Raw genomic sequence first — 25,218 nt, forward strand, 5'->3', positions numbered from 1 at the left:
AAAGGGGCAAAAATCTGGCTCGGCTCGGTTCGGGTTGAGTCGTGTAAGGAATGCTCTCGTAAAATGTCGGTTGTCGTTGCATCGCGTCGTGCGGCGCTTCTCATTGCCGCAGCAGGATTTTTTCTGCTGACGCAGTCGCATGCCCAGGCGCAATGGTGGAAGCGCGCCCCCGTCGACTTCGAGGAATGCGCCGATATCGCCGAGAAGGCCGCAACCAAGGCCGAGAAGACGGCGGCGCTCGCCGACTGCAATGCCAAGTTCGCCGGCCGCCGCAAGCCGGGCGGCGGTTACACCTATTACGACTTCCTCCAGGACCGCACCTTCGACATCGCCGGTCCCAACCCGACGCCGGAGGAGCAGAGGAAGATCGACGAAACCTATACCGCTTACCTCGCCAGTCAGCGCCGCAGCAATGAAGCGGCCCAGGCCACGGCCCGCCAGCAGCGCGAGCAGCAGGAGCAACAGGTCCAGCAGCTTCAGCAGATCGCGCTGCGAACCGAGACCGTGCGCGTGCCGGTGCCGGTGCCGGTCGAGCGGCCGAAAGTTTTGCAGGCCGCAGGCCCGCGACCGAAGAGCGCGCCCTGTACCAAGGGCTCGTTCACCTGCGAATGGCCGCGGCTGTCGGAAAGTCTGAACGATCTGAAGAAGCTGTTCAGCCCAACGCCAAGCAAGCCGGCGAAGAAGGGGTGAGCTTCGCTGCTTTCGTTCCGCTGCTACAGCAAACTCCGCTGTCGTCCCGGACAAGCGCGCCCTAAGCGCGCGTAGATCCGGGATCCATAGCCACCGAATTGAATTTGGCGAAGACTCGGAGTTACCAGCCTCGCGCCACAACTGCTTCCCGTGGTTGTGGGTCCCGGATCTACGCTTACGCTTGTCCGGGACGACAGCTGAGGTGAGGCTTCAGTTCGGCTGCTTCTTCTTGCTGCGCTTCGGTTTGACCACCGGCGCGGTCGCTGGCGCTGTTGAACCACCCAACTGCGACCTGCTCTCCTGCAATCGCCTGTCATAGCCGGGCGAGGTCATGACCGTCGGCGGCCTGGCATAGGCGAGCGTCGATACGCCGCAGAGCGCCGTCAGCGCGAGCCCGATCATCAAACAACGCCTCATCGCGTTCCTCCTTGCACTCAGGCCATCCCGCGAATCTGCTGCGGCGTCAGCCCGGGCGGGCCCTTGCCGGCGCGTTCAGCTTCCCTGACCAGCGCAACAATGCGGCACATCAGCGGCACGCCGACATTGTTCTGCTCGGCAAGCGCGATGACCGCGCCCTGGAGATAGTCGATCTCGGTCTTGCGACCCTGCTTCAGATCCTGCCACATCGAGGAGCGCGCCTCGGGATCGATCTTCATGGTCCGCCCGAGGATCGCGTTGAAGATCCTGTCGGGCAGCCGCAGCAATGTCGGAGACCACTTCATCGGGATCGGCGTTGACGAGACCGGCGCGATGCCGGCGGCGTGCAGCGCAGCCAGGCCCTCCGCCATCTGGTCGGCGAACAATCTTCGCCAGTCGCGGCTCGCCAGTTGCGCCGCGAGCGGCATGTCGGACAGCGCGCTGAGCGCGTTGTTCAGATTGATGATCAGCTTGCCCCATTGCACGCCGGTGATGTCACCGCTCGCGCGCACCTTAAGGCCAGGCACCGAGAGCGCCCCGGCGGTGTTCGCCTCGTCATCTCCGACATGGATGTCGCCGGAGCTCGAGCGGTGGAAGCGCCCCTCGCCCATCGCGACCACGTTGAACGGCACCATGCCGGCTAACACAGGCCGGCCGCCGAGGCGTTCGCGCAGCACAGCGACGTTTCCTATCCCGTTCTGAAGCGAGACGATGACGGCATCCTGCGGCGCATGCTGCGCGATCTGGTCCGCGACATCGGCGGTGTCGGCGCTCTTCACCGTCACCAGCACGATGCCGGCACTGTGGAAGATCGAAGGGTCCTCCGAGAGCGCGAGCTGGCCGGCATCCAGCTTCTTCTCGGCGCCGTCGAAATCGGTCAGAAGCAGGCCAAACCGCTCGATCTCGGTCTTCACCCGCGGCCGCACCAGCAGCGCGACGCGGCGACCGGCGGCCGCCAGCATGCCGCCGACGAAACAGCCGATGGCGCCCGCGCCGGCCACCACGATCGGTCGATCCGCAACCACCTCGTTCTCCTTAACTCCCGCCTTCGATAGCAGAGGCAACGCCGCCTGCCCATTGGTTGCGGCGCATCCGCCTTGTAACCGTCATGAGAGCCCCATATGTTTTCGCCCCGGGGGGCAGTCAGCGGCGAGCGCTCGCCGAACGAGACGCCAAAGGAGAGTACCATGGGTCTACTCGATGTCCTCAACGGCATGCAGAACGGCCCCCGCGGCCCGAGCACGCCAAGCTCCGAGCAATCCTCCGGCGGCATGTCGCCGATGACCATGGCGTTGCTGGGCCTGCTCGCCTGGAAGGCGTTCAAGCATCTGACGGCAGGCCAGAGCGGTGCAGCGCCCGCCCCGCAGCAGCGCTCACCGCTGCCGCCTCCGACGCCTGTCAACACCGGCAGCGCCACGCTTCCCGGCGGCAGCGGCGGCCTCAGCGATCTGCTCAAGGGCGGCCTCGGCGGCCTGATCGCCGGTGGCGCGGCCGGCACCGTGCTGAGCGGCGGGCTCGGCGATCTGCTCAACCAGCTTCAGCAGGGCGGCCATGGCGAGGCCGCGAATTCCTGGGTCGGCAAGGGCGAGAACAAGCCGATCGCGCCCGGTGATCTCGCCAATGCGCTCGGTGCCGACCAGATCGAGAGCCTGTCGGCCCAGAGCGGACTGTCGCGCGAGGAGCTGCTCTCCGGTCTCAGCCAGTATCTGCCGCAGGTGATCGATCACCTGACGCCGGACGGACGGGTGCCGACCGAGAATGAACTCTCGGATAGAATTTAGGAGAAGTCTTCAGTTCAGTTTGAGCGTGATCCGCTCGGAAAACCGCTGCAGACTTTTCCGGATCACGCTCTGCGAATTCTAGGCAAGGGGAGCACTGTCATGAGTTTCGGCGGCCTGTTGTGGATCATCATCGTCGGCTTCATCGCCGGCCTCATCGCGCGCTGGCTCGCGCCGGGGCCGAACAATCCGAGCGGCTTCATCCTCACCACCATCCTCGGCATTGCCGGCGCATTTCTCGCGACCTTCGTCGGCCAGGCCATCGGCCATTACAGCCCCGACCAGGGCGCCGGCTTCATCATGGCCACGATCGGCGCAGTGGTGGTGCTGTTCATCTGGCACCGGCTGGTGGCCAGCGGCGTGATAAAAGGGTGAGTCTCGTCGTCCCGGACAAGCGCGCCCTAAGCGCGCGCAGATCCGGGACCCATATGTGGACGGCCCCCGTGGCACAAGAGGCTTGGCGGTCTGATCGGATCGCTTGCATCCATATGTCCGGCCTGTTGGTGCGGTTGATTTGAACCGCTGGCCAAGATGGTTTCCGCGACGCGAGCTCCAATCAACCACGCGACCTGGGTTCGGCCGATGGGTCCCACGGGATGTCTCGCACCTCGGATCGATCGATCCTACCATCTACTCCTCTTGCAGCTCCGGCTCGGCCGGTCGGGCGAACCCGATCGGCTGATCTCCCTTAGGCGGCAGCCGCGGATGCAGCCCGCATCCGAGCGCCGTCGTATCTCTCCCCCGTCACCATCAGCTTCCAGGCGATGCGGGCATTCTTGTTGGCGAGCGCCACGGCTGCGAGCTTGGGCGGCTTGCGCTTGAGCAGGGCCAACAGCCAAGGTGACGGGTGACCGCGGCCGCACATGGCCTGCTTGATCACGGCGGTCGCTCCCGCCACCAGGACGCTGCGCAGCCGCTCGTCTCCAGCACGGGTGATCTTGCCGAGACGGGTTTTGCCGGCAGTGGAATGGTCTTTCGGAGACAGCCCAATCCAGGCCGCATAATGCCTTGCGGAGCTGAACGCGTGCGGATCCGGCGTCTTCATGATCAGCTCAGGCGCACCGATCGGCCCGATCCCTTGAATCTCTGCAAGGCGCCGGCTGTCCGGGTTGGCACGGTGCCAGGCCTTCAGCCTGGCTTCGATTGTCTTCAGTTCCTCCTGTAACTGCGCGTACTGGCGGCCCTGCTGCGCCAACAGATCGCGCGCCAGGTCCGGCACGCTTTCGTCTTGCGCGATCTGCGCCAACAGCGGCTCGACCTGGCTGAGCCCCTTGGCCGCCGTGATCCCGAACTCAGCCGCATAGCCGCGGATCATGTTGCTAAGCTGGGTGCGCCGGGCGATCATCTGCTCGCGCAAGCCCGTCAGCATCAACGCGGCCTGCTGCTCGGCACTCTTCACCAGCACGAACCGCATCGTCGGCCGGCTCATCGCCTCGCACAGGGCCTCAGCGTCGCGCCCGTCGTTCTTGTTGCGCTTGACATAGGGCTTCACGTGCTGTGGCGCCATCAACTTCACTTCGTGGCCCAGCTTGCCCAGCTCCCGCGCCCAGTAATGCGCCGCCCCGCAGGCCTCCATCCCCACCTGCGTCGCCGGCAGCTTGGCAAAAAACTCCAGCATCTGCTTGCGCGTCAGCCGCTTGCGCAGCACTGGCCGCTCCGCCGCGTCCACCCCATGCAGTTGAAAAATATGCTTCGACGTATCGATCCCAATTCGGATAATCTCGCTCACGGACGGCTCCCTTGTCTGAGATTTGCAACAACCTCATTCTGGCACACTGATGCCGTAGGGGGCCGTCCACCCCATCAACCACAGGGAGGAGTTTGGCGAAGATTGATAACTCCGAGTCTTCGCCAAACTACTCCCTGTGGTTATGGGTCCCGGCCTGCGCCGGGACGACGGTTGTATTTGCAGCGCCAGCGGAGCGTCTCACGTAATCAAATGCATCCCCGCATCCATGCGCACGACCTCGCCGGTCATGTTGCTGGAGGCCGGCATGGCCAGAAAACAGACGAGCTGGGCGATGTCGTCCGCGGATGATGCGACCTTCAGCGGCACCTTCGCCACCACGCTGTCGCGCACCTGCTTGGCGCCGGCCTCGCCGCGGCCCTTGGTGAACCAGGGCGTGTCGATATAGCCGGGGCACACCGTGTTGACGCGGATCAGCGGCGCCAGCGCGCGCGACAGCGACAAGGTCATGGTATTGAGCGCGCCCTTGCTCGCGGCATAGGCGATCGACGAGCCGACGCCGCTGATGCCCGCGACCGACGACACGTTCACGACCGCCGACGCCCGGCCCGAGGCCTTCGCACCGGCCTCGAGCAGGCTGCGCGCGGCGCGCACCATCTGGAACGGGCCGATGGTGTTGACACCATAGAGCCGCTGGAAATCTTCAGCCGACAAGCCGTCGAGATCGGCATGGGCGACATGCTTGGTGGTGCCGGCATTGTTGACGAGGATGTCGAGCCGGCCCCAGCCGCTGGCTGCCGCGACGATCTTGCGGCAATCCTCATCCTTCGAGACGTCGCCCTGCGCGACCACCACCTCCGCCGCGCCCGCCTTGCGGCAAGTCTCCGCCGTGGCTTCGGCCTCCTTCTGGCTCGACGAATAGTTGATGACGAGCCGCGCTCCGCTCCGGGCGAGAATTTCCGCCGTCGCTGCACCCAGCCCTGATGCGGATCCCGTCACGATTGCGCACAAACCGTCTTTTGCCATCCGGATTTCCTTCCCCTGTATCTGACGTGGCGTCCTGTTTAGCGAGTTTGCCGCGCCCTGCAAATCGAGCAAACTCCGCTAAGCGGAATTAATCCAGACCGGCTCTTGTCCCCATGCCGGCGCCGCAGATGGACCTGCGATCAACGCTTGTCAGGGCCATGGCTTTTTCCGATCATCGGGCGCAAGAAGAGACTGCGCGCCAGCTCATCAGGCCGGATGCGCCAATGGCAAAACACGGGGAACGCTGTGGCGGAGAGTGACAATATCGTCGTCGAGACCGCGGAGAAAATCTTCGCCGATCTCGCCGATCCGCAAACCATCAACAACGACAAGAAGGATTCGTGGCAGGCGCCGCTGTGGCAGGCGCTGAGCGAAGCCGGCCTGCCGCTGTCGTGGGTGCCTGACGGTCTCGGCGGCTCCGGCGCGAGCCTCGCCGATGGTTTTGCCCTGCTGAACGCCGCCGGCCGCTTCGCGGTCGCGGTTCCCCTCGCCGAGACCATGCTCGCAGGCTGGCTGCTCGCACAGGCGAAGATCGCCTCGCCCGAGGGCGAGATGACGGTCGTGCCGGCGAGCCCGAAGGACCGCATCACACTCGATGCCGATGGCGCGCTCTCCGGCCGTGCCCGCGGCGTGCCCTTTGCCAAGGCGGCGAAACATTTTGCGGTGCTGGCGCACGGCAAGGATGGCGCGGTCATCGCGCTGGTCGATGCGACCAGGGCGCGGATCGAATCCGGCCTCAATGTCGGCTATGATCACAGTGACACCATCACGCTCGACAAGGTGCAGCCGATCACCATCAAGCCCGCACCGAAGGGCTTTGAGCAGATCAATCTGATGCTGATGGGCGGTGTCGCGCGCAGTCTGCAGATTGCCGGCGCGCTGGAATCCATGCTCGACATCTCCGTGCGCTACTCCAACGAGCGCGTCGCCTTCGAGAAGAAGATCTCGAAATTCCAGGCTGTGCAGCACAATCTCGCGCGGCTCGCCGGCGAGTCCGCTGCCGCGCTCGCGGCCGCGACCTCGGCCGCCGACGCCATCGCCAACGCAAGATCGTTCAACGACGAGGTCTATCTCGAAGCCGCCTCGGCAAAAATCCGCTGCGCGGAAGCAGCCGAAAAAGGCGGCAGCATCGCGCATCAGGTCCATGGCGCGATCGGCTTCACCATGGAGCACATCCTGCACCGCTACTCGCTGCGGGCGCTGGCCTGGCGCGACGATTTCGGCTCGGAGAGCCAATGGGCCGTCGAGCTCGGCAAGCTGGTCGCCACCAGAGGCGCCGATGAGTTGTGGCCGCTCGTGGCGTCGCGCTGATCAAGGGACGAGACAACAATGACCGCTGCCCTCCGTTTCGATCCAATCCGCCTGCCCGAAAAGTGCGAGCAGTTGCGCAAGGAAGTGCGCGCCTTCCTCGCCGAGGAAATCGCCGCCGGCACCTTCGATCCGAACAAGCCCAATCGCGAAGACACCGACGCGCCGGAATTTTCCCGCCGGGTCGGCGCCAAGGGCTGGCTCGGCATGACCTGGCCCAAAAAATATGGCGGCCAGGAGCGCTCCTTCCTGGAACGCTACGTCGTCACCGAGGAGATGCGCGTCGCCAATGCGCCGACGCGGCGCTTCTTCGTCGCCGACCGCCAGAGCGGGCCGGTGCTGCTGAAATACGCGCCCGAGCACATCAAGATGGAGATTTTGCCGCGGATCTGCCGCGGCGAGATCTGCTTTGCCATCGGCATGAGCGAGCCGAATTCCGGCTCCGACCTGTTCGCGGCGAAGACGCGCGCGACCAGGACCGACGGCGGCTATCTCATCAACGGCACCAAGATCTGGACCTCGTCGGCGCATATCGCCGACTACATGATCGCGATCTTCCGCACCTCGCCGCCGACCAAGGAGAACCGCCGTCACGGCCTGACCCAGTTTTTGGTCAAGATGAAGCAGCCGGGCATCAAGGTGAACCCGATCGGCCAGATCACCGGGCAGTACGAGTTCAACGAGGTCGTGTTCACCGATCACTTCATCCCTGATGATCACGTGCTGGGCGAAGTGGACGGGGCCTGGAAGCAGGCGACGAGCGAGCTCGCTTATGAACGCTCGGGCCCCGAGCGTTTCCTGGAGACTTATTACGTGCTGACGGAGCTGGTGCGCGCGGTCGGCCCCAACCCGGACACGCGCAGCGCCGAAGGCATCGGCCGCCTCGTCGCCCAGCTCCATACCATGCGGCGCATGTCGGTCTCCGTCGCCGGCATGCTGGAAGCCGGCAAGGAGCCGGTGGTCGAAGCGTCCATCGTCAAGGACATCGGCACGGTCTGGGAGCAGCAGCTTCCGCACCGCGTCCGCGATCTCGCCGCCTTCGTCGAGGAGACCGCGACCAATCGCGAGACCTTGGAGCGGCAGCTCGACTTCGCGATCAAGACCGCGCCGAAACTCACCATCCAGGGCGGCACCACCGAGGTGCTGCGCGGCATCATCGCGCGTGGGCTTGGCTTGCGCTAGTCGCGCGGACCTGGCTTGCGCTAATTCAATCGAGGACCATCATGAGCACGTATAAAGACATCGGCGTCGAAAAAGTCGGGCACGTCGGCACCATCGAAATCCGCCGCCCGCCGCTCAACTTCTTCGACATCTCGCTGATCAACCAGATCGCGGATGCGCTCGACGAGTTCGATCGCGATATCGAAATCCGCGCTTCCGTCTTGTCGGCACAGGGCAAGGCGTTCTGCGCCGGCGCAAATTTCGGCGACCCCGCGCGGCAGGCGCAGGAAGCGCGCGAGGCCGAGCAAGCCAAGAAAGGCGATCCCGCTGACAATCTCGGCCAGATCAGCCACCTCTATATCCAGGCCGTGCGCATCTTCCGCGCCAAGAAGCCGATCGTCGCGGCTGTGCAAGGAGCAGCCATCGGCGGCGGCCTGGGCCTCGCGGTCTCGGCCGACTTCCGCGTCACCTGCCCGGAAGCGCGCTTCTCCGCCAACTTCACCAAGCTCGGCTTTCATCCCGGCTTCGGCCTCACGGTGACGCTGCCGGAGCTGATCGGCAAGAACAACGCCGAGCTGATGTTCTACACCAGCCGCCGCGTCACCGGCGAAGAGGCCTACAAATGGGGCCTCGCCAACGAGCTGGTGCCGCAGGACCAGGTAAAGGCCGCCGCGATGAAGCTCGCCGGCGAGATCGCCGAATGCTCCCCGCTCGGCCTGCTCTCGACGCGCGCCACGCTGCGCAATGGCCTCGCCGACCGCGTCATGGCCGCGACCAATCACGAGCTCGCCGAGCAGACGCGATTGCGCGCGACGGAGGATTTCAAGGAAGGCGTGAAGGCGACGGAAGAACGCCGCGCGGCGAATTTTAGGGGAAAGTAATCGCGCTTCGCCGGATCACTCAAGCATCGCGACATTCTCAATCGTCGTCCTGGCGAAAGCCAGGACCCATTACCCCAGGGAGAGGTTGTAGCGCGAAGCTCTCAACTACGAGTCTTCGTCAAACTCTTCCCTGGGGTAATGGGTCCTGGATCAGCGCTCGCTCCGCTCGCTTGTCCAGGACGACGTAAGGGGACTGGCTACGAAGGCGCGAACTCAGGCACTAAGTCGGAACGTCACCCCGCCCAGCAGGAACTCATTGCCCGCCACCGCAAGCCCTTTCGCCTTTGCGACATGCAGCACGCTCGCGGGATCAGTCACCCGAAACTCCAGCGCGCTCATGATCTCGCTGGCGCCCTTGACGAAGCGGAAGCTTGCGTTGGGCAGCTTCAATTCGCTATCGATTGGCGCGACCCTGAGAATCTTGCCCCAATGCTCCGCGAGCCCCTGCGGATCCGGGCTCTGCATCTCGACGCCCGTCAGCGCCTGCGTCACGTCCGTGCGGATGAATTTCTGCCAGTCCGGCCCCGCCGGCGGATATGGGCCCAGAATGTCGTCGCTGCCGTCGGTGTGGTTGAACTCGATGAAGGCGGCGCGGCAGTCGCGGGGATGGAGCTGCACGCCATGATAGGGCGCGTGGTCGATGACGTTGGCGGTGCGCACGCCGAGTGCATTGGCATGACGCCCGCGCTCGTCGGGATCATCGCAGCAGAAGATCGCCATGTAGCCGCCGCGGCCGCCGGTCTTCTCGATGAAGCGGCCGGCCGTGGTGCCGTCCTTGAACGGCGCCACCACCTCCAGCAGGATCGTGTCGACCGGGAGCAGCGCGTTCTCCAGCCCGTATTTCGCGACATTGCCGTCGCGGTAGCAGACAGCGATACCCATGATCCGCGCGATGTCGGAGATCACGGGCTCGAGCTGCGGCGCGACCAGGCAGATTTGGCGCAATCGCACATAAGCGGACATCGTCACTCGCCCCTGAAGGCGGGCTTGCGCTTCTCGACGAAGGCTTTTGCCGCCTCCTTGTGATCGGCGGTGTCACCGCAGCGGGTGTGATGGATCGCCTCGCCGTCGAAGCAATCCTCCAGCGCCAGATGCTCGGCATTGTTGATGTTGCGCTTGATGTAGCCGAGCGCGATCGAGGGCCCTTGGGCGAGCGACAGCGCGAGCTCGTGTGCGGCCGCATCGATCTCGGCGTCGGGCACGACCTTCGTCACCATGCCGATCGCGTGCGCTTCCTTCGCGGTCAGCACCGGCGACATCAGATAGAGCTCGCGCGCCCGCGCGCTGCCGAGCAGCTGGGTGAGGAAATAGGTGCCGCCGTAATCGCCGGAGAAGCCGACCTTGGCGAAGGCGGTCGTGATCTTGCAGGATTCGCTGGCGATGCGCAGGTCGCAGGACAGCGCCATCGACAGGCCCGCGCCGGCCGCGGCGCCGTCGAGCTGCGCCACCACCGGTTTCGGCATCTGGTGCAGGATGCGCGAGACCTCCATGCCGCGGCGCAAATTCGCGAGCTTCTGCTCGAACGGCAGCGGCGCGCGGCCCTCCGCCATCGACTTGACGTCGCCGCCGACGCAGAAGCTGCCGCCGGCGCCCTTGAAAAGCACCGCGCGCACGTCAGGATCGTCAGCGGCGCGGCGCGCCGCCTCGACCAGCCCGCGCACCATGTCGGGGTTGAGCGCGTTCTTCCGCTCCGGGCGGTTCATCGTGATGGTGAGCAGCCCGCCTTCGAGCTTCTGCAGAACCATGTCGTTGCTCACAGGACGTCTCCCTTGTTGTTTTATATCTCCGTCGTTCCGGGGCGATGCAAAGCATCGAGCCCGGAACCTCGAGATCCCGGGTTCGCGCTTACGCGCGCCCCAGGATGACGCTTCGCGTCACTTCTTCACCAGCGGGCAGCGCGACTGCTCCAGCGACTGGAACGCCTCGCTGCCGGGCACGGTGGCGAGCAGCTTGTAGTCGTCCCAGCGGCCCTTGGACTCGGACGGCTTCTTCACCTCGAACAGGTACATGTCGTGGATCATGCGGCCATCCTCGCGGATCTTGCCATTCTTGGCGAAGAAGTCGTTGATCGGCGTCTCCTTCATCACCTTCATCACCGCGGCGGCATCGGTCGTGCCGGCCGCCTTCACCGCCTTGAGGTAATGCGTCACGGAAGAATAGACGCCGGCCTGCGCCGAGGTCGGCGGCCGCTTGACCCGCTCCATGAAGCGCTTCGAGAACGCACGCGTCTCGTCGTTCATGTCCCAGTAGAACGCCTCCGCCAGCAGCAGGCCTTGCGCGGTCTCCAGCCCGATCGAGTCGATGTCGGTGACGAAGGCGAGCAGCGGCGAGACCTTCTGACCGCCTTTGGTGATGCCGAACTCGGCCGCCTGCTTGATGGCGTTGACAGTGTCGCCGCCGGCGTTGGCAAGGCCAATCACCTTGGCCTTCGAGGCCTGCGCCTGAAGCAGGAACGACGAGAAATCCGACGTGTTGAGCGGATGGCGGACGCTGCCGAGCACCTTGCCTCCGGTCTTGGTCACGACGGCGCTGGTGTCCTTCTCCAGGTCCTGGCCGAAGGCGTAATCGGCGGTGAGGAAGAACCAGGTGTCGAGGCCGGATTTCACCGCGGCAAGGCCGGTCACGTTGGCCTGGCCGAAGGTGTCGAACACGTAGTGGACGGTGTAGGGACCGCAGGCCTCGTTGGAGAGACGGATCGAGCCCGGTCCGTTGAACATGATGATCTTGTTGCGCGCTTTCGCGATCTCGCCGGCGGCGAGCGCAGTCGCGGAGGCCGCGACGTCGTAGATCATCTCGACGCCCTGATTGTCGAGCATGTCGCGGGCGATGTTGCCGGAGAGATCGGCCTTGTTGAGATGGTCGGCCGCCAGCACCTGGATCTTGCGTCCCAGCACCTCGCCGCCGAAATCCTCAACGGCCATCTTCGCCGCGGTCTCGCTACCGGGACCGGTGATGTCGGCATACAGGCTCGACATGTCGAGGATGCCGCCGATCTTGAGTGGCGGCTTGTCCTGGGCCTGCGCGGCGCTCGCACTGAGGGCAAACGCAGCGGCAAAAATGCCGGACAAAATATTCTTCATCGAAAAAGACCTCCCTTATCGCGCCGTGCTCTGATGGCGGCTTGGTTATCGTTGTTGCCGCAATCATGCCGCATGCGCGGGAGAGCAGCAAGCACGGGGGCGTTGAGAGCGCGCCATTGCCGCGCGCGTTTTCCGCAAAACGGAATGGTGTGATGATGCAAGATGTTTCCGCATCGTCGTTGCCGCAGGGTGGGCAAAGGCGCTCTTCGCGCCGTGCCCACCGCCCGTGCGCTGTTGGCCAAAGACGTGGGCACGCTTCCGCCTACGCTCCTCGAGCTACGGCGGACAAGTCGCTTTGCCCACCCTACGACAGTTGCGCGCGCGATGACTGAGTGCAAGGAAGCCTCTTCGCGACCCGCCACGCTTGAGTTAAGACTGTCGCGTAACACAACCTCTCCGGGTCACGTGACGCAACGGCTTCACTTCATCGTCGCATTGCTCCTCGTCGCGGGTAACTCGGCGTTCGCGGCACCGTGCCAGTTCGAGTCGCAAGGCGAAGGCCGCGTCGTCGCCGTCGTCGACGCCCGCACCCTGCGCCTCGACGACGGTCGCGAGATCCGTCTCGCCGGAATCGAGCCGACGGCGACGACGAGGCAGACGCTGACATCGCTGCTCGCCGGCCGCGACGTGACGCTGCGAAGCGCCGACGATACGCCCGACCGCTACGGCCGCCAGGGTGCGCTGGTCTTCATCGGCGAAAGCGACAGCTCGGTGCAGGCCACGCTGCTGGCCCGGGGCGAGGCCATCGCATCGGCCGAAATCGCCGACAATGACTGCGCGGCCACGTTGATGGCGTCGGAAGCGCAGGCGAGGCGCCAAAAAATGGGCAACTGGGCTGACCCATCGGCCATAAAAAACGCGGAAAGTCCGGACGATATTTTGGCGGGGATCGGGCGCTTTATGGTGGTCGAGGGCAAAGTCCTGTCGGTCCGGCAAGCTGGGGCAATGACCTACCTCAACTTCGGACGGAACTGGACACGCGGCTTTGCCGTGACTATTTCAAAGCGCACGCTACCGGCGTTCGAAAGCGCCGGGATTCCCCCTAAGTCCCTGGAGTATCGACGTATTCGGGTCCGGGGCTGGGTTGAGGGGACGACAGGGCCGCGGATCGATGTGCGTCTCTTGGGACAGGTTGAATTGCTGGGCGCAAATGAGCCTACTGGGGTAAGGCCTTAACGGCCGGGCACGGGTTAAGCGACGTGAATGGGGTGCTAGAACGGCACGTACGGAGTGAACGCCGCCTGCGGGCGGCGCCGGCCGCGCTGTGCCTTGCGCTGGGCGGGCTTCTCGCCGGCTGCGGCGACATGAACCGGTTCCAGACCGCCGCCGCCCCGCCGACCGTCGCGATGCCGAAGCCCAAGCCGGCCGTCGCGCAGACCCCCGCCACCGAGAAGGAGCACGAGCGCATCCTGGCGAGCTATGGCGGCGCCTATGACGACCCCAGGCTCGAATCGCTCGTCAGCAAGACCGTCGACCGGCTGGTCGCCGCGTCCGACCGTCCCGACCAGGGTTACAAGGTCACCATTCTCAATTCCGGCGCGGTGAACGCCTTCGCGCTGCCGAACGGCCAGCTCTATGTCACGCGCGGCCTGCTTGCGCTGGCTAGCGACACCTCGGAATTGTCCTCCGTGCTCAGCCATGAGATGGCGCATGTGCTGTCCAAGCACGCCGCGATGCGCGAGGACCAGGCGCGCCAGGCCGCCATCGTCACCCGTGTCGTCACCGACATGAGCAACGACCCCGACCTCACCGCGCTCGCGCTCGCCAAGACCAAGCTCACCATGGCGAGTTTTTCGCGCAACCAGGAGTTCGAGGCCGACGGCATCGGCGTCGGCATCTCCGCGAAAGCGCATTTCGACCCCTATGGTGCGGCACGCTTCCTTTCGGCGATGGAGCGCAATGCCGAGCTCAAGGCCGGCAAGAGCTCGCTCGATCCGCGCGCGCAGGATTTCACCTCGTCGCATCCGGCAACGCCGGAGCGCGTGCAGAACGCACAGACCATCGCACGGCAATACGCCGCGCCCGAGGGCGCCGAGCGCGACCGCGAGAGCTATCTCGCCGCGATCGACAACCTCGTCTATGGCGAAGATCCCAGCGAAGGTTTCGTCCGCGGCCGCCGTTTCCTGCATCCGAAACTCGGCTTCACCTTCCAGGCGCCTGATAATTTCACGCTCGACAATACCGCGCAGGCCGTGATCGGCGTGCGCGACGGCGGCTCGCAGGCGATGCGCTTCGACGTCGTGCGCGTGCCGGCCGAGCAGTCGCTCGGCGATTACCTCAATTCCGGCTGGATGGAAGGCGTCGAGAAGGCCTCGACCGAGGACCTCACCATCAACGGTTTCCCGGGCGCGTCCGCCACCGCCAAGGGCGAGCAGTGGCAGTTCAAGGTCTATGCGCTGCGCTTCGGCAGCGACGTCTACCGCTTCATCTTCGCGACACGGCAGAAGTCGACCGAGAGCGAGCGCAACGCACGCGAGACCGTCAACTCCTTCCGCCGCCTGACGCTCGACGAGATCCAGGCCGCGCGCCCGCTGCGCATCAAAGTCATCACCGTGCAGCCCGGCGACACCGTGGAATCGCTCTCCCACCGCATGGCCGGCGTCGATCACCCCGCCGAGCGCTTCCGCGTGCTCAACGGCCTCGACCGCACCGCGCAGGTAAAGGTGCGGGATCGCGTGAAGATCGTGGCGGATTGACGTGCGCTAAGCGCACGTCAATCCCGGGGCGCGCTGAGCGCGAACCCGGGATCTGGAGCCGCAAATTCGCTGCCGTAGGACCTCCTACCCGTGGTCAAGAGGTAGACGTCCTTGATGGGCGAGCATAGCGCCGTGCTCGCCGCCGTCCAGGACGCTTCGCGCCGGCGTTGCCGGTGCCGACGGCCTCCTGGACAGCGTCTGCGCGCGGCGCTGTGGCGATCGGCAGGTCGGGACGAAGGAATGGTCACACCGGCCGAACAAAGGAATGAGGCTCAGGCTTTAGTGGAGGTCCTTGCGCTATAGTCCGCCTCGTATGGGGTGTGTCGCTTGAGCGTCGTGCACAAGGCAAAGAGCAAGCGATCCCCTACAGTGCGCAGAGCACGCGCGTGGCCATGTCCTCGCTGTCGCAAGGCATCATAGCGTCGCCTGCTGGCCTCATCGTGTTGGATGGCGACCCGCGACCAGTGATGGACGGCGCTCTGTAGCCGCCTGTTGCAGGCGAGGCGACGGATCACGAAGCGTTGCTTGCCGCTTTGCCGCGTCACCGGCGCGGCCCCTGCCAAGGCGCGCAGAGCATGATAATCTCGCCTGCGCAGAGGCTCTGCGGCCTCGGCGAGCAGTGTGGCGAGATGGATCCTGCCGATTCCTGGCCAGGAGCGAAGGATCGTCACGTCGCACTGCTCCGAGCTCTGCCCCGAGGCCTTCTCCTCGCCTTCGATTGCGACGCACAGACGGTCCAGGTTCTGATGCGCCTCCTTGATCTGCTGATTGACCAGGTGCAGTCGTGCCGCCAAGCTGCGGATGTGTGCGCAGGCGGCCTCGGTGGTGCCGGGTGCCACGAACAGCAGCGGGGCCTCGCGTAAAGTTTCAAGCACCCCCGCCGCATCAAGGCGGCGGATGCGATGGGCTTTCAGAACGCGTGCAATTGCCTTCTCGCTGGCCTTGGCCGCACGGGCCGGCGTCGGCACCATCTGCCAAAGCGCCAGGAACCATTCGTCAGCGACATCGTCGGTCAGCTTGGTGGCCTGCGGATAATATCGCCACAACTGCTTGCGCAGCCGGTTGGCAAGACGTGTGCGCTCCTGCTGCAGTTCGTCGGCCAAGCGCGACCACTCGCGCAGCTCGATCATCGTGGGATCGTCGACCACAAGCCGACGGAACGCCGCGCGATCCGTGCGGAGCGAAGCTCCGAGCACATGGGCATCGCGGCGGTCATCCTTGGCACCAGCCACCGTGAAGCGATCACGGAAGCGGTCAAGCTGCTTGGGATTGATCGCGAACACCGCAAACCCGTGTTCGAGCAACACCTCCACCACCGGGCCGTGCGGCATCTCGATCGCCACGGCGATCTGCCCCGGTGCGGCGTTGGTCTTCTGCAGCAGCCAGTCGCGCAACTCCGTCAGGCCCGCACCCTCATGGGCGAACTCGCAGTGAGCAACCTGTCTTCCTTCGGTATCCAGCAGGCAAACGCTATGGCTCTGCGTTGCCCAATCGATCCCGACGAACCAGCGTACATCTTCGAGCATTGTTGGGACCTCCTTGCTCTCAAAAAGCGGGCCACCGCGATCCTGATCGATCCCTGTACTGGCGCTCTCGGCGCGAACCTCCTACTGGATCTCGACCGCGGCCGCTCTGCCGGGGCGCGGCTCCTACGTCGGTGTTCAAGACACAGGTGGGCAAGGCTGCTCCCGGCGGATCGGCCCGTGTTCCAGTCTACACCTTCGACTGGATGCGAACCCCAAAAGGGTACAGGGTGGGCAAAGCGAAGCGTGCCCACCATTCCCGATCGCAATCACTGAAAGGTGGTGGGCACGGCGCTACGCGCCTTTGCCCACCCTACGAGCTCCGCGCTCGATTAAGCGCCCGCGTCCATGTCGCCGGCCTCGCGCTGGCCGCTGAGCCAGAGCGCGAGCAGGGTCCAGAATGCGCCGGAGAGCAGATATGCGCCCGAGGCGATGACGCCGAGATTGGTGGCAAGCAGCAGCGCCACCAGCGGGGCGAAGCCGGCGCCGAAGAGCCAGGCCATGTCGGAAGTCAGCGCCGAGGCCGTGTAGCGGTACATTTGCTTGAAGTTCGAGGCGATCGCACCCGAGGACTGGCCGAACGAGAGGCCGAGCAGGATGAAGCCGATCACCATGTAGATGGTCTCGCCGAACGCGCCGGCATCGAGCAGCTGCGGCGCGAAACCGCTGTAAATCGCGATCGCGATCGCCGATCCCATCAGGAGCGACTTGCGGCCGACGCGGTCGGCGATGACGCCGGAGGCCACGATCGCGGCGACGCCGAACACGGCGGCGACGATCTCGATGATCAGGAAGCGCACCGGGCTCTCGCGGGTGAACAGGAACACCCAGGACAGCGGAAACACCGTGACCATGTGGAACAGCGCGAAGCTCGCCAGCGGCGCGAACGCGCCCAGCATGATGTTGTGGCCTTCGCGCGCGACGGTGTCGGAGATGCGCGAGGGCTGCAGTTCGCGGGTCTCGAACAGCGAGGCATATTCCTCCGTCGTCACCATGCGCAGGCGCGCGAACAGCGCCACGACGTTGATGGCAAACGCAACGAAGAACGGATAGCGCCAGCCCCAGTCGAAGAAGTCGTCGGCCGAGAGGTTACCGGCGAAATAGGCGAACAGCGCGCTCGCCACGATCAGCCCGAGCGGAGCGCCGAGTTGCGGCACCATCGCGTACCAGCCGCGCTGCGAGGCCGGCGCGTTCAACGCCAGCAGCGAGGCCATGCCATCCCAGGCGCCGCCCCAGGCCAGACCCTGCGCGATGCGCGCCAGCGCCAGCAGCCAGATCGCGGCAACGCCGATCTCGTGATAGCCGGGCAGGAAGGCGAGCGCGACGGTGGCGGTGCCGAGCAGGAATAGCGCGGAGACCAGCTTGGCCGTCTTGCCGTACTCCCGGTCGACCGTCATGAAGATGACGGTGCCGATCGGCCGGGCCAAGAAGGCCAGCGCGAAGATCATGAAGGAATAGAGGGTACCGGTCAGTTCGCTCGTGAACGGGAACACCAGGCGCGGGAACACGATCACCGAGGCGATCGCGAACACGAAGAAGTCGAAGAATTCCGAGGTGCGCCCGATGATGACGCCGATGGCGATCTCGCCGGGACTGGCTTGGTCGTGGCCGTGCTCGCCCGAGTGGAGGTCTGCCATTGCGGGGGTCTGTGCCGTCGCCATTCGTGCGCCCTTAACGTCCTGAAAACCAAAGCCGACCGCCCGGCGGGGAGCCAGGCAATCTGGCCTTGTCTGGCCCAACATTCCGCACTGCAACATTGGACAAATTGTCCAATGTCCGGATTGCTGCGTCGCAGCTACCCGTTGGCCCCGCAAAGGAAACTCATTCTCAAAGGCTCGGCCCGTGTCTCGTCTCAAGATCCTGGCGCTACTACCCCTGGCAGTTGCGCTCAGCGGCTGCAACTACGTCGTGCTGGCGCCAGCCGGCGACATCGCTGCCCAGCAGCGCGACCTCGTCATTATCTCCACCGTCCTGATGCTCCTGATCGTCGTCCCCGTGATGGCGCTGACGGTGCTGTTCGCCTGGCGCTATCGCCAGTCCAACACCTCGGCCCGCTACGAGCCGGAATGGGACCACTCGACCAAGCTCGAGCTGGTGATCTGGTCGGCGCCGCTGCTGATCATCATTTGCCTGGGTGCGCTGACCTGGATGGGCACTCATCTGCTCGACCCCTACCGCACCCTCGGCCGCATCAAGGCGGAGCAGGCCTTGGACCAGTCCAAGGCTCCGCTCGAGGTGGACGTCGTCGCGCTCGACTGGAAATGGCTCTTCATCTATCCGGACTACGGCATCGCCACCGTCAACGACCTCGCCGCTCCCGTCGATCGTCCGATCAAATTCCGCATCACCGCCTCCTCGGTGATGAACTCGTTCTACATCCCCGCGCTCGCAGGCCAGATCTATGCGATGCCCGGCATGGAGACGAAGCTCCACGCGGTGGTGAACCATCCCGGCACCTACAAGGGCTTTTCGGCGAACTACAGCGGTGCCGGCTTCTCCGGCATGCACTTCAACTTCCAGGGCCTCGACGACAAGGGCTTTGACGCCTGGATCGCGCAGGCCAAGTCCGCCGGCGGCTCGCTCGGCCGCGCCGAATATCTCCAGCTCGAGAAGCCCAGCCAGAACGAGCCGGTTCGGCGCTGGGGCACGATCGATTCCGATCTCTACCGCCTGATCCTCAACATGTGCGTCGAGACCGGCAAGATGTGCCAGAGCGAGATGATGGCGATCGACGCCAAGGGCGGCGCCGGCCATCAGGGCCTGAACAACACCCTGCCGCTGGCCTACGACAAGTATGCCCGTCGCGGCACCGCGCTCGGGCCGGAGCCGAGCTTCGTCGCCGGTACCTGCACGCCCGATGCCCCGCAGGGCAGGACCACCGCCTCCATCACGGCCCCCGTCGACACCGCGCCGCTGCTCGGCGCCGGCCTGAAGCGGCCGAGTTTCACGCCGCTGAAGTCCTCGTCCTTCTTCCTCGGACAGCGTCCGAAGTCAGACTCCTAATAGAGAACGCGCATGTCTCCTGATCTTCTCAAGCTCATCTTCGGCCGGCTCGGCCTCGAGTCGCTGCCACTGCACGAGCCGATCGTCGTCGGCACCTTCGTGGTGGTCGCGCTCGGCGGCGCCACGCTGCTCGCCGGCCTCACCTATTTCCGTCTCTGGGGCTACCTCTGGCGCGAATGGTTCACCACGGTGGACCACAAGCGCATCGGCATCATGTACATGATCCTCGGCATCGTGATGCTGCTGCGCGGCTTTGCCGACGCGCTGATGATGCGCGGCCAGCAGATGCTCGCCTTTGGCGGCTCCGAAGGCTATCTCAACGCCCATCACTACGACCAGGTCTTCACCGCCCACGGCGTGATCATGATCTTCTTCGTGGCGATGCCGCTGGTCACCGGCCTGATGAACTACGTCGTGCCGCTGCAGATCGGCGCGCGCGACGTGTCGTTCCCGTTCCTGAACAATTTCAGCTTCTGGATGACGGTCGGCGGCGCCGTGCTGGTGATGGCCTCGCTGTTCATCGGCGAATTCGCCCGCACCGGCTGGCTGGCTTATCCGCCGCTGTCGAACATCGGCTACAGTCCCGATGTCGGCGTCGACTATTACATCTGGGCGCTACAGGTCGCAGGCGTCGGAACGACACTATCCGGCATCAACCTGATCTGCACCATCGTCAAGCTGCGCTGCCCCGGCATGACCATGATGAAGATGCCGGTGTTCACCTGGACCTCGCTCTGCACCAACATCCTGATCGTCGCCTCCTTCCCGGTTCTGACCGTCGTGCTCGCGCTGCTCTCGCTCGACCGCTACGTCGGCACCAACTTCTTCACGAACGATTTCGGCGGCAGCCCGATGATGTACGTGAACCTGATCTGGATCTGGGGCCATCCCGAGGTCTACATCCTGGTTCTCCCCGCGTTCGGCATCTTCTCGGAAGTCACCTCGACCTTCTCCGGCAAGCGACTGTTCGGCTACACCTCGATGGTCTACGCCACCGTCGTCATCACCATCCTGTCGTACCTGGTGTGGCTGCACCACTTCTTCACGATGGGTTCGGGCGCCAGCGTCAACTCGTTCTTCGGCATCACCACGATGATCATCTCGATCCCGACGGGCGCGAAGATGTTCAACTGGCTGTTCACGATGTATCGCGGCCGCATCCGCTACGAGCTGCCGATGATGTGGACGGTCGCCTTCATGCTGACCTTCGTGCTCGGCGGCATGACCGGCGTGCTGCTCGCGGTGCCGCCGGCCGACTTCGTGCTGCACAACAGCCTGTTCCTGATCGCGCACTTCCACAACGTGATCATCGGCGGCGTGGTGTTCGGCGCGTTCGCCGGCATCAACTACTGGTTCCCGAAGGCGTTCGGCTTCAAGCTCGATGTGTTCTGGGGCAAGCTGTCGTTCTGGTTTTGGGTCGTCGGCTTCTACCTCGCCTTCATGCCGCTCTACGTGCTCGGCCTGATGGGCGTGACCCGCCGCCTGCGCGTGTTCGACGATCCCAGCTTGCAGATCTGGTTCGTCATCGCCGCGATCGGTGCCTTCCTGGTCTTCCTCGGCATCCTCAGCATGCTGATGCAGTTCGCGGTCAGCCTCCTCAAACGCGAGCAGCTCAAGGACGTCACCGGCGATCCCTGGGATGCGCGCACGCTGGAATGGGCGACCTCCTCGCCCCCGCCGGACTACAACTTCGCCTTCACCCCCGTCGTTCACGACAATGACGCGTGGTGGGACATGAAGAGGCGCGGCTACCAGCGTCCGCTCACCGGGTTCAAGCCGATCCACATGCCCAGCAGCACCGGCACCGGCGTCATTCTCGCCGGCCTCGCCACCGCGATGGGATTCGGCCTGATCTGGTACATCTGGTGGCTGGCCGCTGCGAGCTTCATCGCGATGCTCGTCGTCGGGATCGGACACACCTTCAACTATCACCGCGACTTCGACATTCCGGCTGAAGATGTCATCCGGACCGAGGACGCGCGCACCAAACTGCTCGCCGGAGCCAAGTAAATGACTGTCGCTGTCAATCCCTCGCAAACCGGCGAGCCGGTTTTCTATCTCGCCGACGAGCACCCGCATCCGGAAGGCTACAGCACCTCGCTGGGCTTCTGGATCTACCTGATGAGCGACTGTCTCATCTTCGCGATGCTGTTCGCCGCCTTCGGCGTGCTCGGCGGCAATTACGCCGCCGGCCCGGCACCGAAGGACCTGTTCGACCTCGACCTGGTCGCGGTGAACACCTCGATGCTGCTGCTGTCGTCGATCACCTATGGCTTTGCCATGCTGACGATGGCGCAGAACAAGGTCGCCCAGACCCAGATGTGGCTGGCGATCACCGGCCTGTTCGGCCTCGCCTTCATCGGCATCGAGCTCACCGAGTTCGCTCACATGATCCATGAGGGTGCGACGCCCCAGCGCAGCGCCTTCCTGTCCGCCTTCTTCACCCTGGTCGGCACCCACGGCCTGCACGTCTCCTGCGGCCTGATCTGGCTGGTCACGTTGATGGTGCAGGTCTGGAAGTTCGGCCTGATCGAGGCCAACCGCCGCCGCCTGATGTGCCTGTCGATGTTCTGGCACTTCCTCGACGTGGTCTGGATCGGCGTCTTCACCTTCGTCTATCTCCTGGGAGTTCTGCGATGAGCACCGATACCCACGCCGCCCACGCGCACGACCATCATCACGGCGACGACCATGCCCACGGCACGTTCTCGAGCTATATGCTCGGCTTCGTGCTCTCGGTCGTGCTGACCGCGATCCCGTTCTGGCTGGTGATGAGCGGCGCGCTGCCGAACAAGCAGATCACCGCGCTGGTCATCATGGCCTTCGCAATCGTGCAGATCGTCGTGCACATGGTCTACTTCCTGCACATGAGCGCCAAGTCCGAGAATGGCTGGACCATGATGGCGCTGATCTTCACCATCGTCATGGTGGTGATCGCGCTGTCCGGTTCGCTGTGGGTGATGAACCACCTCAACAGCAACATGATGCCGATGCACCAGATGAGCGGAATGAAGTGAACGAGACCCGGACCGTGACGAACAAGGCAGACCGGACGCGCGGCAAGGCTGCACGTCCGCGCCTGTGGCTCACGGTCCTCTCACTCACGGCCTTTGCACTTCTGATCGCCCTCGGCGTCTGGCAGATCGAGCGACGCGCCTGGAAGCTGGCGCTGATCGACCGCGTCGAGCAGCGCGTCCATGCCCCGGCCGAGCCGATCCCGGCACCCGCGGCGTGGCCCACAGTCACCGCCGCAAGCGACGAATACAGGCACGTCAGCGTCACCGGCCGCTTCCTGCATGACCGCGAGACGCTGGTTCAGGCCGTGACCGAGGAAGGCCCCGGCTATTGGGTGCTGACGCCGCTTCAGCGCGGCGACGGCACGCTTGTTCTGGTCAACCGCGGCTTCGTGCCGTCCGAGCGGCGCGACGCATCGGCGCGTCAGGCCGGCAATCCCGAGGGCCAGGTCGAGATCACCGGCCTCTTGCGCATCACCGAGCCGAAAGGCGGCTTCCTCCGCAACAACGTTCCCCAGCACAACCGCTGGTACTCGCGGGACGTCGCCGCGATCGCGGCGGCACGCAACCTCAACGAGGTCGCACCCTTTTTCGTCGATGCCGACGCCGGATCACAAACCGCCGGCGGGCCCATCGGCGGATTGACCGTGATCCGCTTTCCCAATAACCACCTGATCTATGCGCTGACGTGGTTTGCCCTGGCTTTCATGCTGGCCGGTAAACTTTTCGTCACATTCGGCGGCGGGCTGTTCCGCCGCAGGCGCTTCGTCCACGAACCGGCCGGCGGCCCTGATGCCTCCGCCCGCAGGACGGGATCAGATGCTGGAACGATCGTCGAACAGGCCTGACGACGGAAGAACGCAGACGCTCGCCCACGGCGGCGGGCTGGCCGTCACACTACAATCGCAGGCGGACACGCGCAGCGAGCTGATCGGCGCGGCGCCCACCGACGACGAGACCAACCGCAAGAACATGGCGCTGCTGATCCAGCTGCGCTGGACCGCGGTGGTCGGCCAGATCGTGACGATCGGCGGCGTGCATTTCTGGCTCGGCATCCCGCTGCCGCTGGAGCGGATGGGCGCGGTGATCGGCGCGCTGGTGCTGCTCAATGTCTCGAGCCTGGTCTGGGTGCGCCATCGCGCCGCGATCTCCAGCAACGAGCTGCTGGTCGCCTTGATGCTCGACGTCGCCGCGCTGACCGCACAGCTTTACCTCAGCGGCGGTGCGACCAATCCCTTCACCTCGCTGTTCCTGCTCCAGGTGACGCTCGCCGCCGTGCTGCTCGACGGGCGATCGACCTGGTCGCTGGTGGCGCTGACCTGTGCGTGCTTTGTCTGGCTGACGCTGGCGTATCGGCCGCTCGAGCTGCCGCCGAACCCGATCAGCGAGACCTACAGCCTCACCGTCACAGGCATGCTGCTCGGCTTCATCCTCAACGCCGTATTGCTCGTCGTGTTCGTGACCCGCATCAACAGGAATTTGCGCGAGCGCGACGCGCATCTGGCGGCGCTGCGCCAGCATGCGGCCGAGCAGGACCACATCGTCCGCATGGGCCTCCTGGCCTCCGGCGCGGCCCACGAGCTCGGCACGCCGCTCGCCTCACTCTCGGTCATCCTCAGCGACTGGCGCCGCATGCCGGATCTTGCCGCCAAGCAGGAGCTCGCCGAGGACCTCGCGGAGATGGAGACCTCGCTGCAGCGCTGCAAGTCGATCGTGACAGGGATCCTGGTGTCGGCCGGCGAGGCCCGCGGCGAAGGTTCCTCGCCGACGACGGTGACGGCTTTCGTCACTGCCCTGGTCGACGAATGGCGCAACGCCCGTTCGGCGCGCACGCTCTATTTCGTCAACACGTTTGGCGAGGACGTCGCGATCGTCTCGGACGTCGCGCTGAAGCAGGTCATCTTCAACGTGCTCGACAATGCCTACGAGGTCTCGCGCGAGTGGGTCGAGCTTGTGGCCGAGCGCGAGGGCGACAATCTCGTGCTGTCGATCTCCGACCGCGGACCGGGCTTTGCGCCGGAGATGCTGGCGCAGCTCGGAAAGCCCTACCATTCGAGCAAGGGCCGCGCCGGGGGCGGGCTCGGCCTGTTCCTGGTGGTGAACGTGGTGCGCAAGCTGGGTGGCAGCGTGACCGCCGAGAACCACAGGAAACGCGGCGCCACCGTCCGCCTGACGCTGCCGCTCGCAACGCTCGCGATCGGAGGCAGCTTTGACGCCTGACCGTTCGCTCATCGTGGTCGAGGACGATTCCGGCTTTGCGCGCACGCTGAAGCGCTCGTTCGAGCGCCGCGGCTACGAGGTCGTGATCGCCGCCTCGATCGAGGAGGTGCGCAAGGTGCTGGAGGAGCGCTCCTTCGGCCATGCCGTGGTCGATCTCAAGCTCGGCGGCGCCTCGGGCCTTGCCTGCGTCGAGCTGCTGCACACGCATGACCCTGACATGCTGATCGTGGTGCTGACCGGCTTTGCCAGCATCTCCACCGCCGTCGAGGCGATCAAGCTAGGCGCCTGCCACTATCTGGCAAAGCCCTCCAACACCGATGACATCGAGGCCGCCTTCCACAAGGCCGAAGGCAACGCCGAGGTCGCGCTCGATACGCGGCCGACCTCGATCAAGACGCTGGAATGGGAACGCATCCACCAGACCCTGATCGAGACCGATTTCAATATTTCGGAGGCGGCGCGGCGGCTCGGGATGCACCGGCGCACGCTGGCAAGGAAGCTCGAGAAGCGGCCGGTGAAGTAGGACCAGGCGCGTCTCTCTCCTCTCGTCGTCCCGGCGAAGGCCGGGACCCATACCGCGGAATCTATCGTTGCGATCGGTAGAAGTACCGAACGACCATTCTTCGTCAAACTTCTCCCTGGGGGTATGGGTCCCGGCCTTCGCCGGGACGACACCGCGTTTGTTGAGCCGACGACCGCATCATCACTCCACGGCCCAATCGGGATAGGGGGAA

General features: G+C 64.9%; 24 protein-coding genes. 15 read left to right on the top strand and 9 right to left on the bottom strand.

Annotation, left to right across the window (positions count from 1 at the left end; genetic code table 11):
* Positions 1-63 precede the first annotated feature (63 nt).
* Positions 64-690, top strand: a complete 627-nt coding sequence (locus ACVJ19_RS10855) for a hypothetical protein (protein ID WP_453949152.1) — start codon at positions 64-66, stop codon at positions 688-690.
* A gap of 210 nt (positions 691-900) precedes the next feature.
* On the opposite strand, the gene ACVJ19_RS10860 is transcribed toward ACVJ19_RS10855, so the two are convergent.
* Both ACVJ19_RS10860 and ACVJ19_RS10865 read right to left on the bottom strand, forming a co-directional pair.
* Positions 901-1,107 (bottom strand): hypothetical protein, encoded by a 207-nt coding sequence (locus ACVJ19_RS10860; RefSeq protein WP_453949151.1) that lies wholly within the window; start codon positions 1,105-1,107, stop codon positions 901-903.
* A 17-nt stretch (positions 1,108-1,124) separates the two neighbouring features.
* Positions 1,125-2,132 (bottom strand): 2-dehydropantoate 2-reductase, encoded by a 1,008-nt coding sequence (locus tag ACVJ19_RS10865; protein ID WP_453949150.1) that lies wholly within the window; start codon positions 2,130-2,132, stop codon positions 1,125-1,127.
* A gap of 162 nt (positions 2,133-2,294) precedes the next feature.
* Here ACVJ19_RS10865 and ACVJ19_RS10870 point away from each other — a divergent pair, with 162 nt between their 5' ends.
* A complete protein-coding gene (locus ACVJ19_RS10870) occupies positions 2,295-2,888 on the top strand; it encodes a YidB family protein (RefSeq protein WP_453949149.1) in 594 nt (197 codons plus the stop codon).
* A gap of 99 nt (positions 2,889-2,987) precedes the next feature.
* Entirely contained in the window at positions 2,988-3,260 is a 273-nt protein-coding gene (locus ACVJ19_RS10875) for a GlsB/YeaQ/YmgE family stress response membrane protein (RefSeq protein WP_212030289.1), read from the top strand.
* A gap of 313 nt (positions 3,261-3,573) precedes the next feature.
* On the opposite strand, the gene ACVJ19_RS10880 is transcribed toward ACVJ19_RS10875, so the two are convergent.
* Together ACVJ19_RS10880 and ACVJ19_RS10885 are read right to left on the bottom strand one after the other, a co-directional pair.
* Entirely contained in the window at positions 3,574-4,614 is a 1,041-nt protein-coding gene (locus ACVJ19_RS10880; protein WP_453948475.1) for an IS110 family RNA-guided transposase, read from the bottom strand.
* A 198-nt stretch (positions 4,615-4,812) separates the two neighbouring features.
* Entirely contained in the window at positions 4,813-5,598 is a 786-nt protein-coding gene (locus ACVJ19_RS10885) for an SDR family NAD(P)-dependent oxidoreductase (RefSeq protein WP_453949148.1), read from the bottom strand.
* A 246-nt stretch (positions 5,599-5,844) separates the two neighbouring features.
* On the opposite strand from ACVJ19_RS10885, the gene ACVJ19_RS10890 reads away from it, so the two are divergent.
* From ACVJ19_RS10890 to ACVJ19_RS10900, 3 genes are read left to right on the top strand one after another with little or no spacing between them, the layout of a single operon-like run.
* Complete coding sequence (locus ACVJ19_RS10890; protein ID WP_453949147.1) at positions 5,845-6,909, top strand: acyl-CoA dehydrogenase family protein; 1,065 nt, start codon at positions 5,845-5,847, stop codon at positions 6,907-6,909.
* An 18-nt stretch (positions 6,910-6,927) separates the two neighbouring features.
* Positions 6,928-8,088 carry an acyl-CoA dehydrogenase family protein gene (locus tag ACVJ19_RS10895; protein WP_130365954.1) on the top strand — a complete coding sequence of 387 codons (1,161 nt, stop codon included), beginning with the start codon at positions 6,928-6,930 and terminating at the stop codon, positions 8,086-8,088.
* 41 nt (positions 8,089-8,129) lie between these two features.
* Entirely contained in the window at positions 8,130-8,948 is an 819-nt protein-coding gene (locus tag ACVJ19_RS10900; protein WP_453949145.1) for an enoyl-CoA hydratase/isomerase family protein, read from the top strand.
* Between the two features lie 213 nt (positions 8,949-9,161).
* Here ACVJ19_RS10900 and ACVJ19_RS10905 read toward each other — a convergent pair whose 3' ends face one another.
* The 3 genes from ACVJ19_RS10905 to ACVJ19_RS10915 all read right to left on the bottom strand — a co-directional run bounded on the left by ACVJ19_RS10905 (position 9,162) and on the right by ACVJ19_RS10915 (position 12,028).
* Complete coding sequence (locus ACVJ19_RS10905; protein WP_453949144.1) at positions 9,162-9,911, bottom strand: hypothetical protein; 750 nt, start codon at positions 9,909-9,911, stop codon at positions 9,162-9,164.
* Positions 9,912-9,913: 2 nt separating this feature from the next.
* Positions 9,914-10,705, bottom strand: coding sequence for an enoyl-CoA hydratase (locus tag ACVJ19_RS10910; protein WP_349630474.1), 792 nt, complete (start codon positions 10,703-10,705; stop codon positions 9,914-9,916).
* Between the two features lie 117 nt (positions 10,706-10,822).
* Positions 10,823-12,028 carry an ABC transporter substrate-binding protein gene (locus ACVJ19_RS10915; protein WP_283023014.1) on the bottom strand — a complete coding sequence of 402 codons (1,206 nt, stop codon included), beginning with the start codon at positions 12,026-12,028 and terminating at the stop codon, positions 10,823-10,825.
* Between the two features lie 324 nt (positions 12,029-12,352).
* Between ACVJ19_RS10915 and ACVJ19_RS10920 the strand changes: the two genes are divergently transcribed.
* Positions 12,353-13,204, top strand: a complete 852-nt coding sequence (locus ACVJ19_RS10920) for a thermonuclease family protein (RefSeq protein ID WP_453949143.1) — start codon at positions 12,353-12,355, stop codon at positions 13,202-13,204.
* A gap of 32 nt (positions 13,205-13,236) precedes the next feature.
* Complete coding sequence (locus ACVJ19_RS10925; protein ID WP_453949142.1) at positions 13,237-14,724, top strand: M48 family metalloprotease; 1,488 nt, start codon at positions 13,237-13,239, stop codon at positions 14,722-14,724.
* Between the two features lie 272 nt (positions 14,725-14,996).
* Here the strand turns inward: ACVJ19_RS10925 and ACVJ19_RS10930 are convergent, their stop codons facing one another.
* Positions 14,997-16,250, bottom strand: a complete 1,254-nt coding sequence (locus ACVJ19_RS10930; protein ID WP_453949141.1) for an IS110 family RNA-guided transposase — start codon at positions 16,248-16,250, stop codon at positions 14,997-14,999.
* Between the two features lie 329 nt (positions 16,251-16,579).
* Positions 16,580-17,908: an MFS transporter gene (locus ACVJ19_RS10935; RefSeq protein ID WP_453949139.1), complete on the bottom strand. Its 1,329-nt coding sequence runs from the start codon at positions 17,906-17,908 to the stop codon at positions 16,580-16,582.
* A gap of 181 nt (positions 17,909-18,089) precedes the next feature.
* On the opposite strand from ACVJ19_RS10935, the gene cyoA reads away from it, so the two are divergent.
* From cyoA to ACVJ19_RS10970, 7 genes are read left to right on the top strand one after another with little or no spacing between them, the layout of a single operon-like run.
* Positions 18,090-19,250 (top strand): ubiquinol oxidase subunit II, encoded by a 1,161-nt coding sequence (gene cyoA, locus ACVJ19_RS10940; RefSeq protein WP_453949138.1) that lies wholly within the window; start codon positions 18,090-18,092, stop codon positions 19,248-19,250.
* Positions 19,251-19,262: 12 nt separating this feature from the next.
* Positions 19,263-21,260, top strand: coding sequence for a cytochrome o ubiquinol oxidase subunit I (gene cyoB / locus ACVJ19_RS10945; protein WP_453949137.1), 1,998 nt, complete (start codon positions 19,263-19,265; stop codon positions 21,258-21,260).
* Positions 21,261-21,890 (top strand): cytochrome o ubiquinol oxidase subunit III, encoded by a 630-nt coding sequence (cyoC, locus tag ACVJ19_RS10950; RefSeq protein ID WP_453949136.1) that lies wholly within the window; start codon positions 21,261-21,263, stop codon positions 21,888-21,890.
* Entirely contained in the window at positions 21,887-22,267 is a 381-nt protein-coding gene (gene cyoD, locus ACVJ19_RS10955; RefSeq protein ID WP_453949135.1) for a cytochrome o ubiquinol oxidase subunit IV, read from the top strand. The genes cyoC and cyoD overlap by 4 nt, the downstream gene beginning before the upstream one ends.
* Positions 22,264-23,112: an SURF1 family protein gene (locus ACVJ19_RS10960; protein ID WP_453949134.1), complete on the top strand. Its 849-nt coding sequence runs from the start codon at positions 22,264-22,266 to the stop codon at positions 23,110-23,112. Before cyoD ends, ACVJ19_RS10960 begins: the two co-directional genes overlap by 4 nt.
* Entirely contained in the window at positions 23,084-24,484 is a 1,401-nt protein-coding gene (locus ACVJ19_RS10965; RefSeq protein WP_453949133.1) for an ATP-binding protein, read from the top strand. Before ACVJ19_RS10960 ends, ACVJ19_RS10965 begins: the two co-directional genes overlap by 29 nt.
* Positions 24,474-25,007 (top strand): response regulator transcription factor, encoded by a 534-nt coding sequence (locus tag ACVJ19_RS10970; RefSeq protein WP_453949132.1) that lies wholly within the window; start codon positions 24,474-24,476, stop codon positions 25,005-25,007. Before ACVJ19_RS10965 ends, ACVJ19_RS10970 begins: the two co-directional genes overlap by 11 nt.
* Positions 25,008-25,218 lie beyond the last annotated feature (211 nt).

This window comes from Bradyrhizobium sp. USDA 376, from assembly GCF_054063675.1.

Bases quoted from the DNA above. Each gene is read 5' to 3' on its own strand.
- ACVJ19_RS10965 (WP_453949133.1), top strand. From the start codon at position 23,084: ATGCTGGAACGATCGTCGAACAGGCCTGACGACGGAAGAACGCAGACG.
- ACVJ19_RS10860 (WP_453949151.1), bottom strand. From the start codon at position 1,107: ATGAGGCGTTGTTTGATGATCGGGCTCGCGCTGACGGCGCTCTGCGGC.
- ACVJ19_RS10905 (WP_453949144.1), bottom strand. From the start codon at position 9,911: ATGTCCGCTTATGTGCGATTGCGCCAAATCTGCCTGGTCGCGCCGCAG.
- ACVJ19_RS10870 (WP_453949149.1), top strand. From the start codon at position 2,295: ATGGGTCTACTCGATGTCCTCAACGGCATGCAGAACGGCCCCCGCGGC.
- ACVJ19_RS10895 (WP_130365954.1), top strand. From the start codon at position 6,928: ATGACCGCTGCCCTCCGTTTCGATCCAATCCGCCTGCCCGAAAAGTGC.
- cyoC (WP_453949136.1), top strand. From the start codon at position 21,261: ATGACTGTCGCTGTCAATCCCTCGCAAACCGGCGAGCCGGTTTTCTAT.
- ACVJ19_RS10885 (WP_453949148.1), bottom strand. From the start codon at position 5,598: ATGGCAAAAGACGGTTTGTGCGCAATCGTGACGGGATCCGCATCAGGG.
- ACVJ19_RS10920 (WP_453949143.1), top strand. From the start codon at position 12,353: ATGACTGAGTGCAAGGAAGCCTCTTCGCGACCCGCCACGCTTGAGTTA.
- cyoD (WP_453949135.1), top strand. From the start codon at position 21,887: ATGAGCACCGATACCCACGCCGCCCACGCGCACGACCATCATCACGGC.
- ACVJ19_RS10900 (WP_453949145.1), top strand. From the start codon at position 8,130: ATGAGCACGTATAAAGACATCGGCGTCGAAAAAGTCGGGCACGTCGGC.
- ACVJ19_RS10930 (WP_453949141.1), bottom strand. From the start codon at position 16,250: ATGCTCGAAGATGTACGCTGGTTCGTCGGGATCGATTGGGCAACGCAG.
- ACVJ19_RS10855 (WP_453949152.1), top strand. From the start codon at position 64: ATGTCGGTTGTCGTTGCATCGCGTCGTGCGGCGCTTCTCATTGCCGCA.
- ACVJ19_RS10915 (WP_283023014.1), bottom strand. From the start codon at position 12,028: ATGAAGAATATTTTGTCCGGCATTTTTGCCGCTGCGTTTGCCCTCAGT.
- cyoB (WP_453949137.1), top strand. From the start codon at position 19,263: ATGTCTCCTGATCTTCTCAAGCTCATCTTCGGCCGGCTCGGCCTCGAG.
- ACVJ19_RS10875 (WP_212030289.1), top strand. From the start codon at position 2,988: ATGAGTTTCGGCGGCCTGTTGTGGATCATCATCGTCGGCTTCATCGCC.
- ACVJ19_RS10935 (WP_453949139.1), bottom strand. From the start codon at position 17,908: ATGGCGACGGCACAGACCCCCGCAATGGCAGACCTCCACTCGGGCGAG.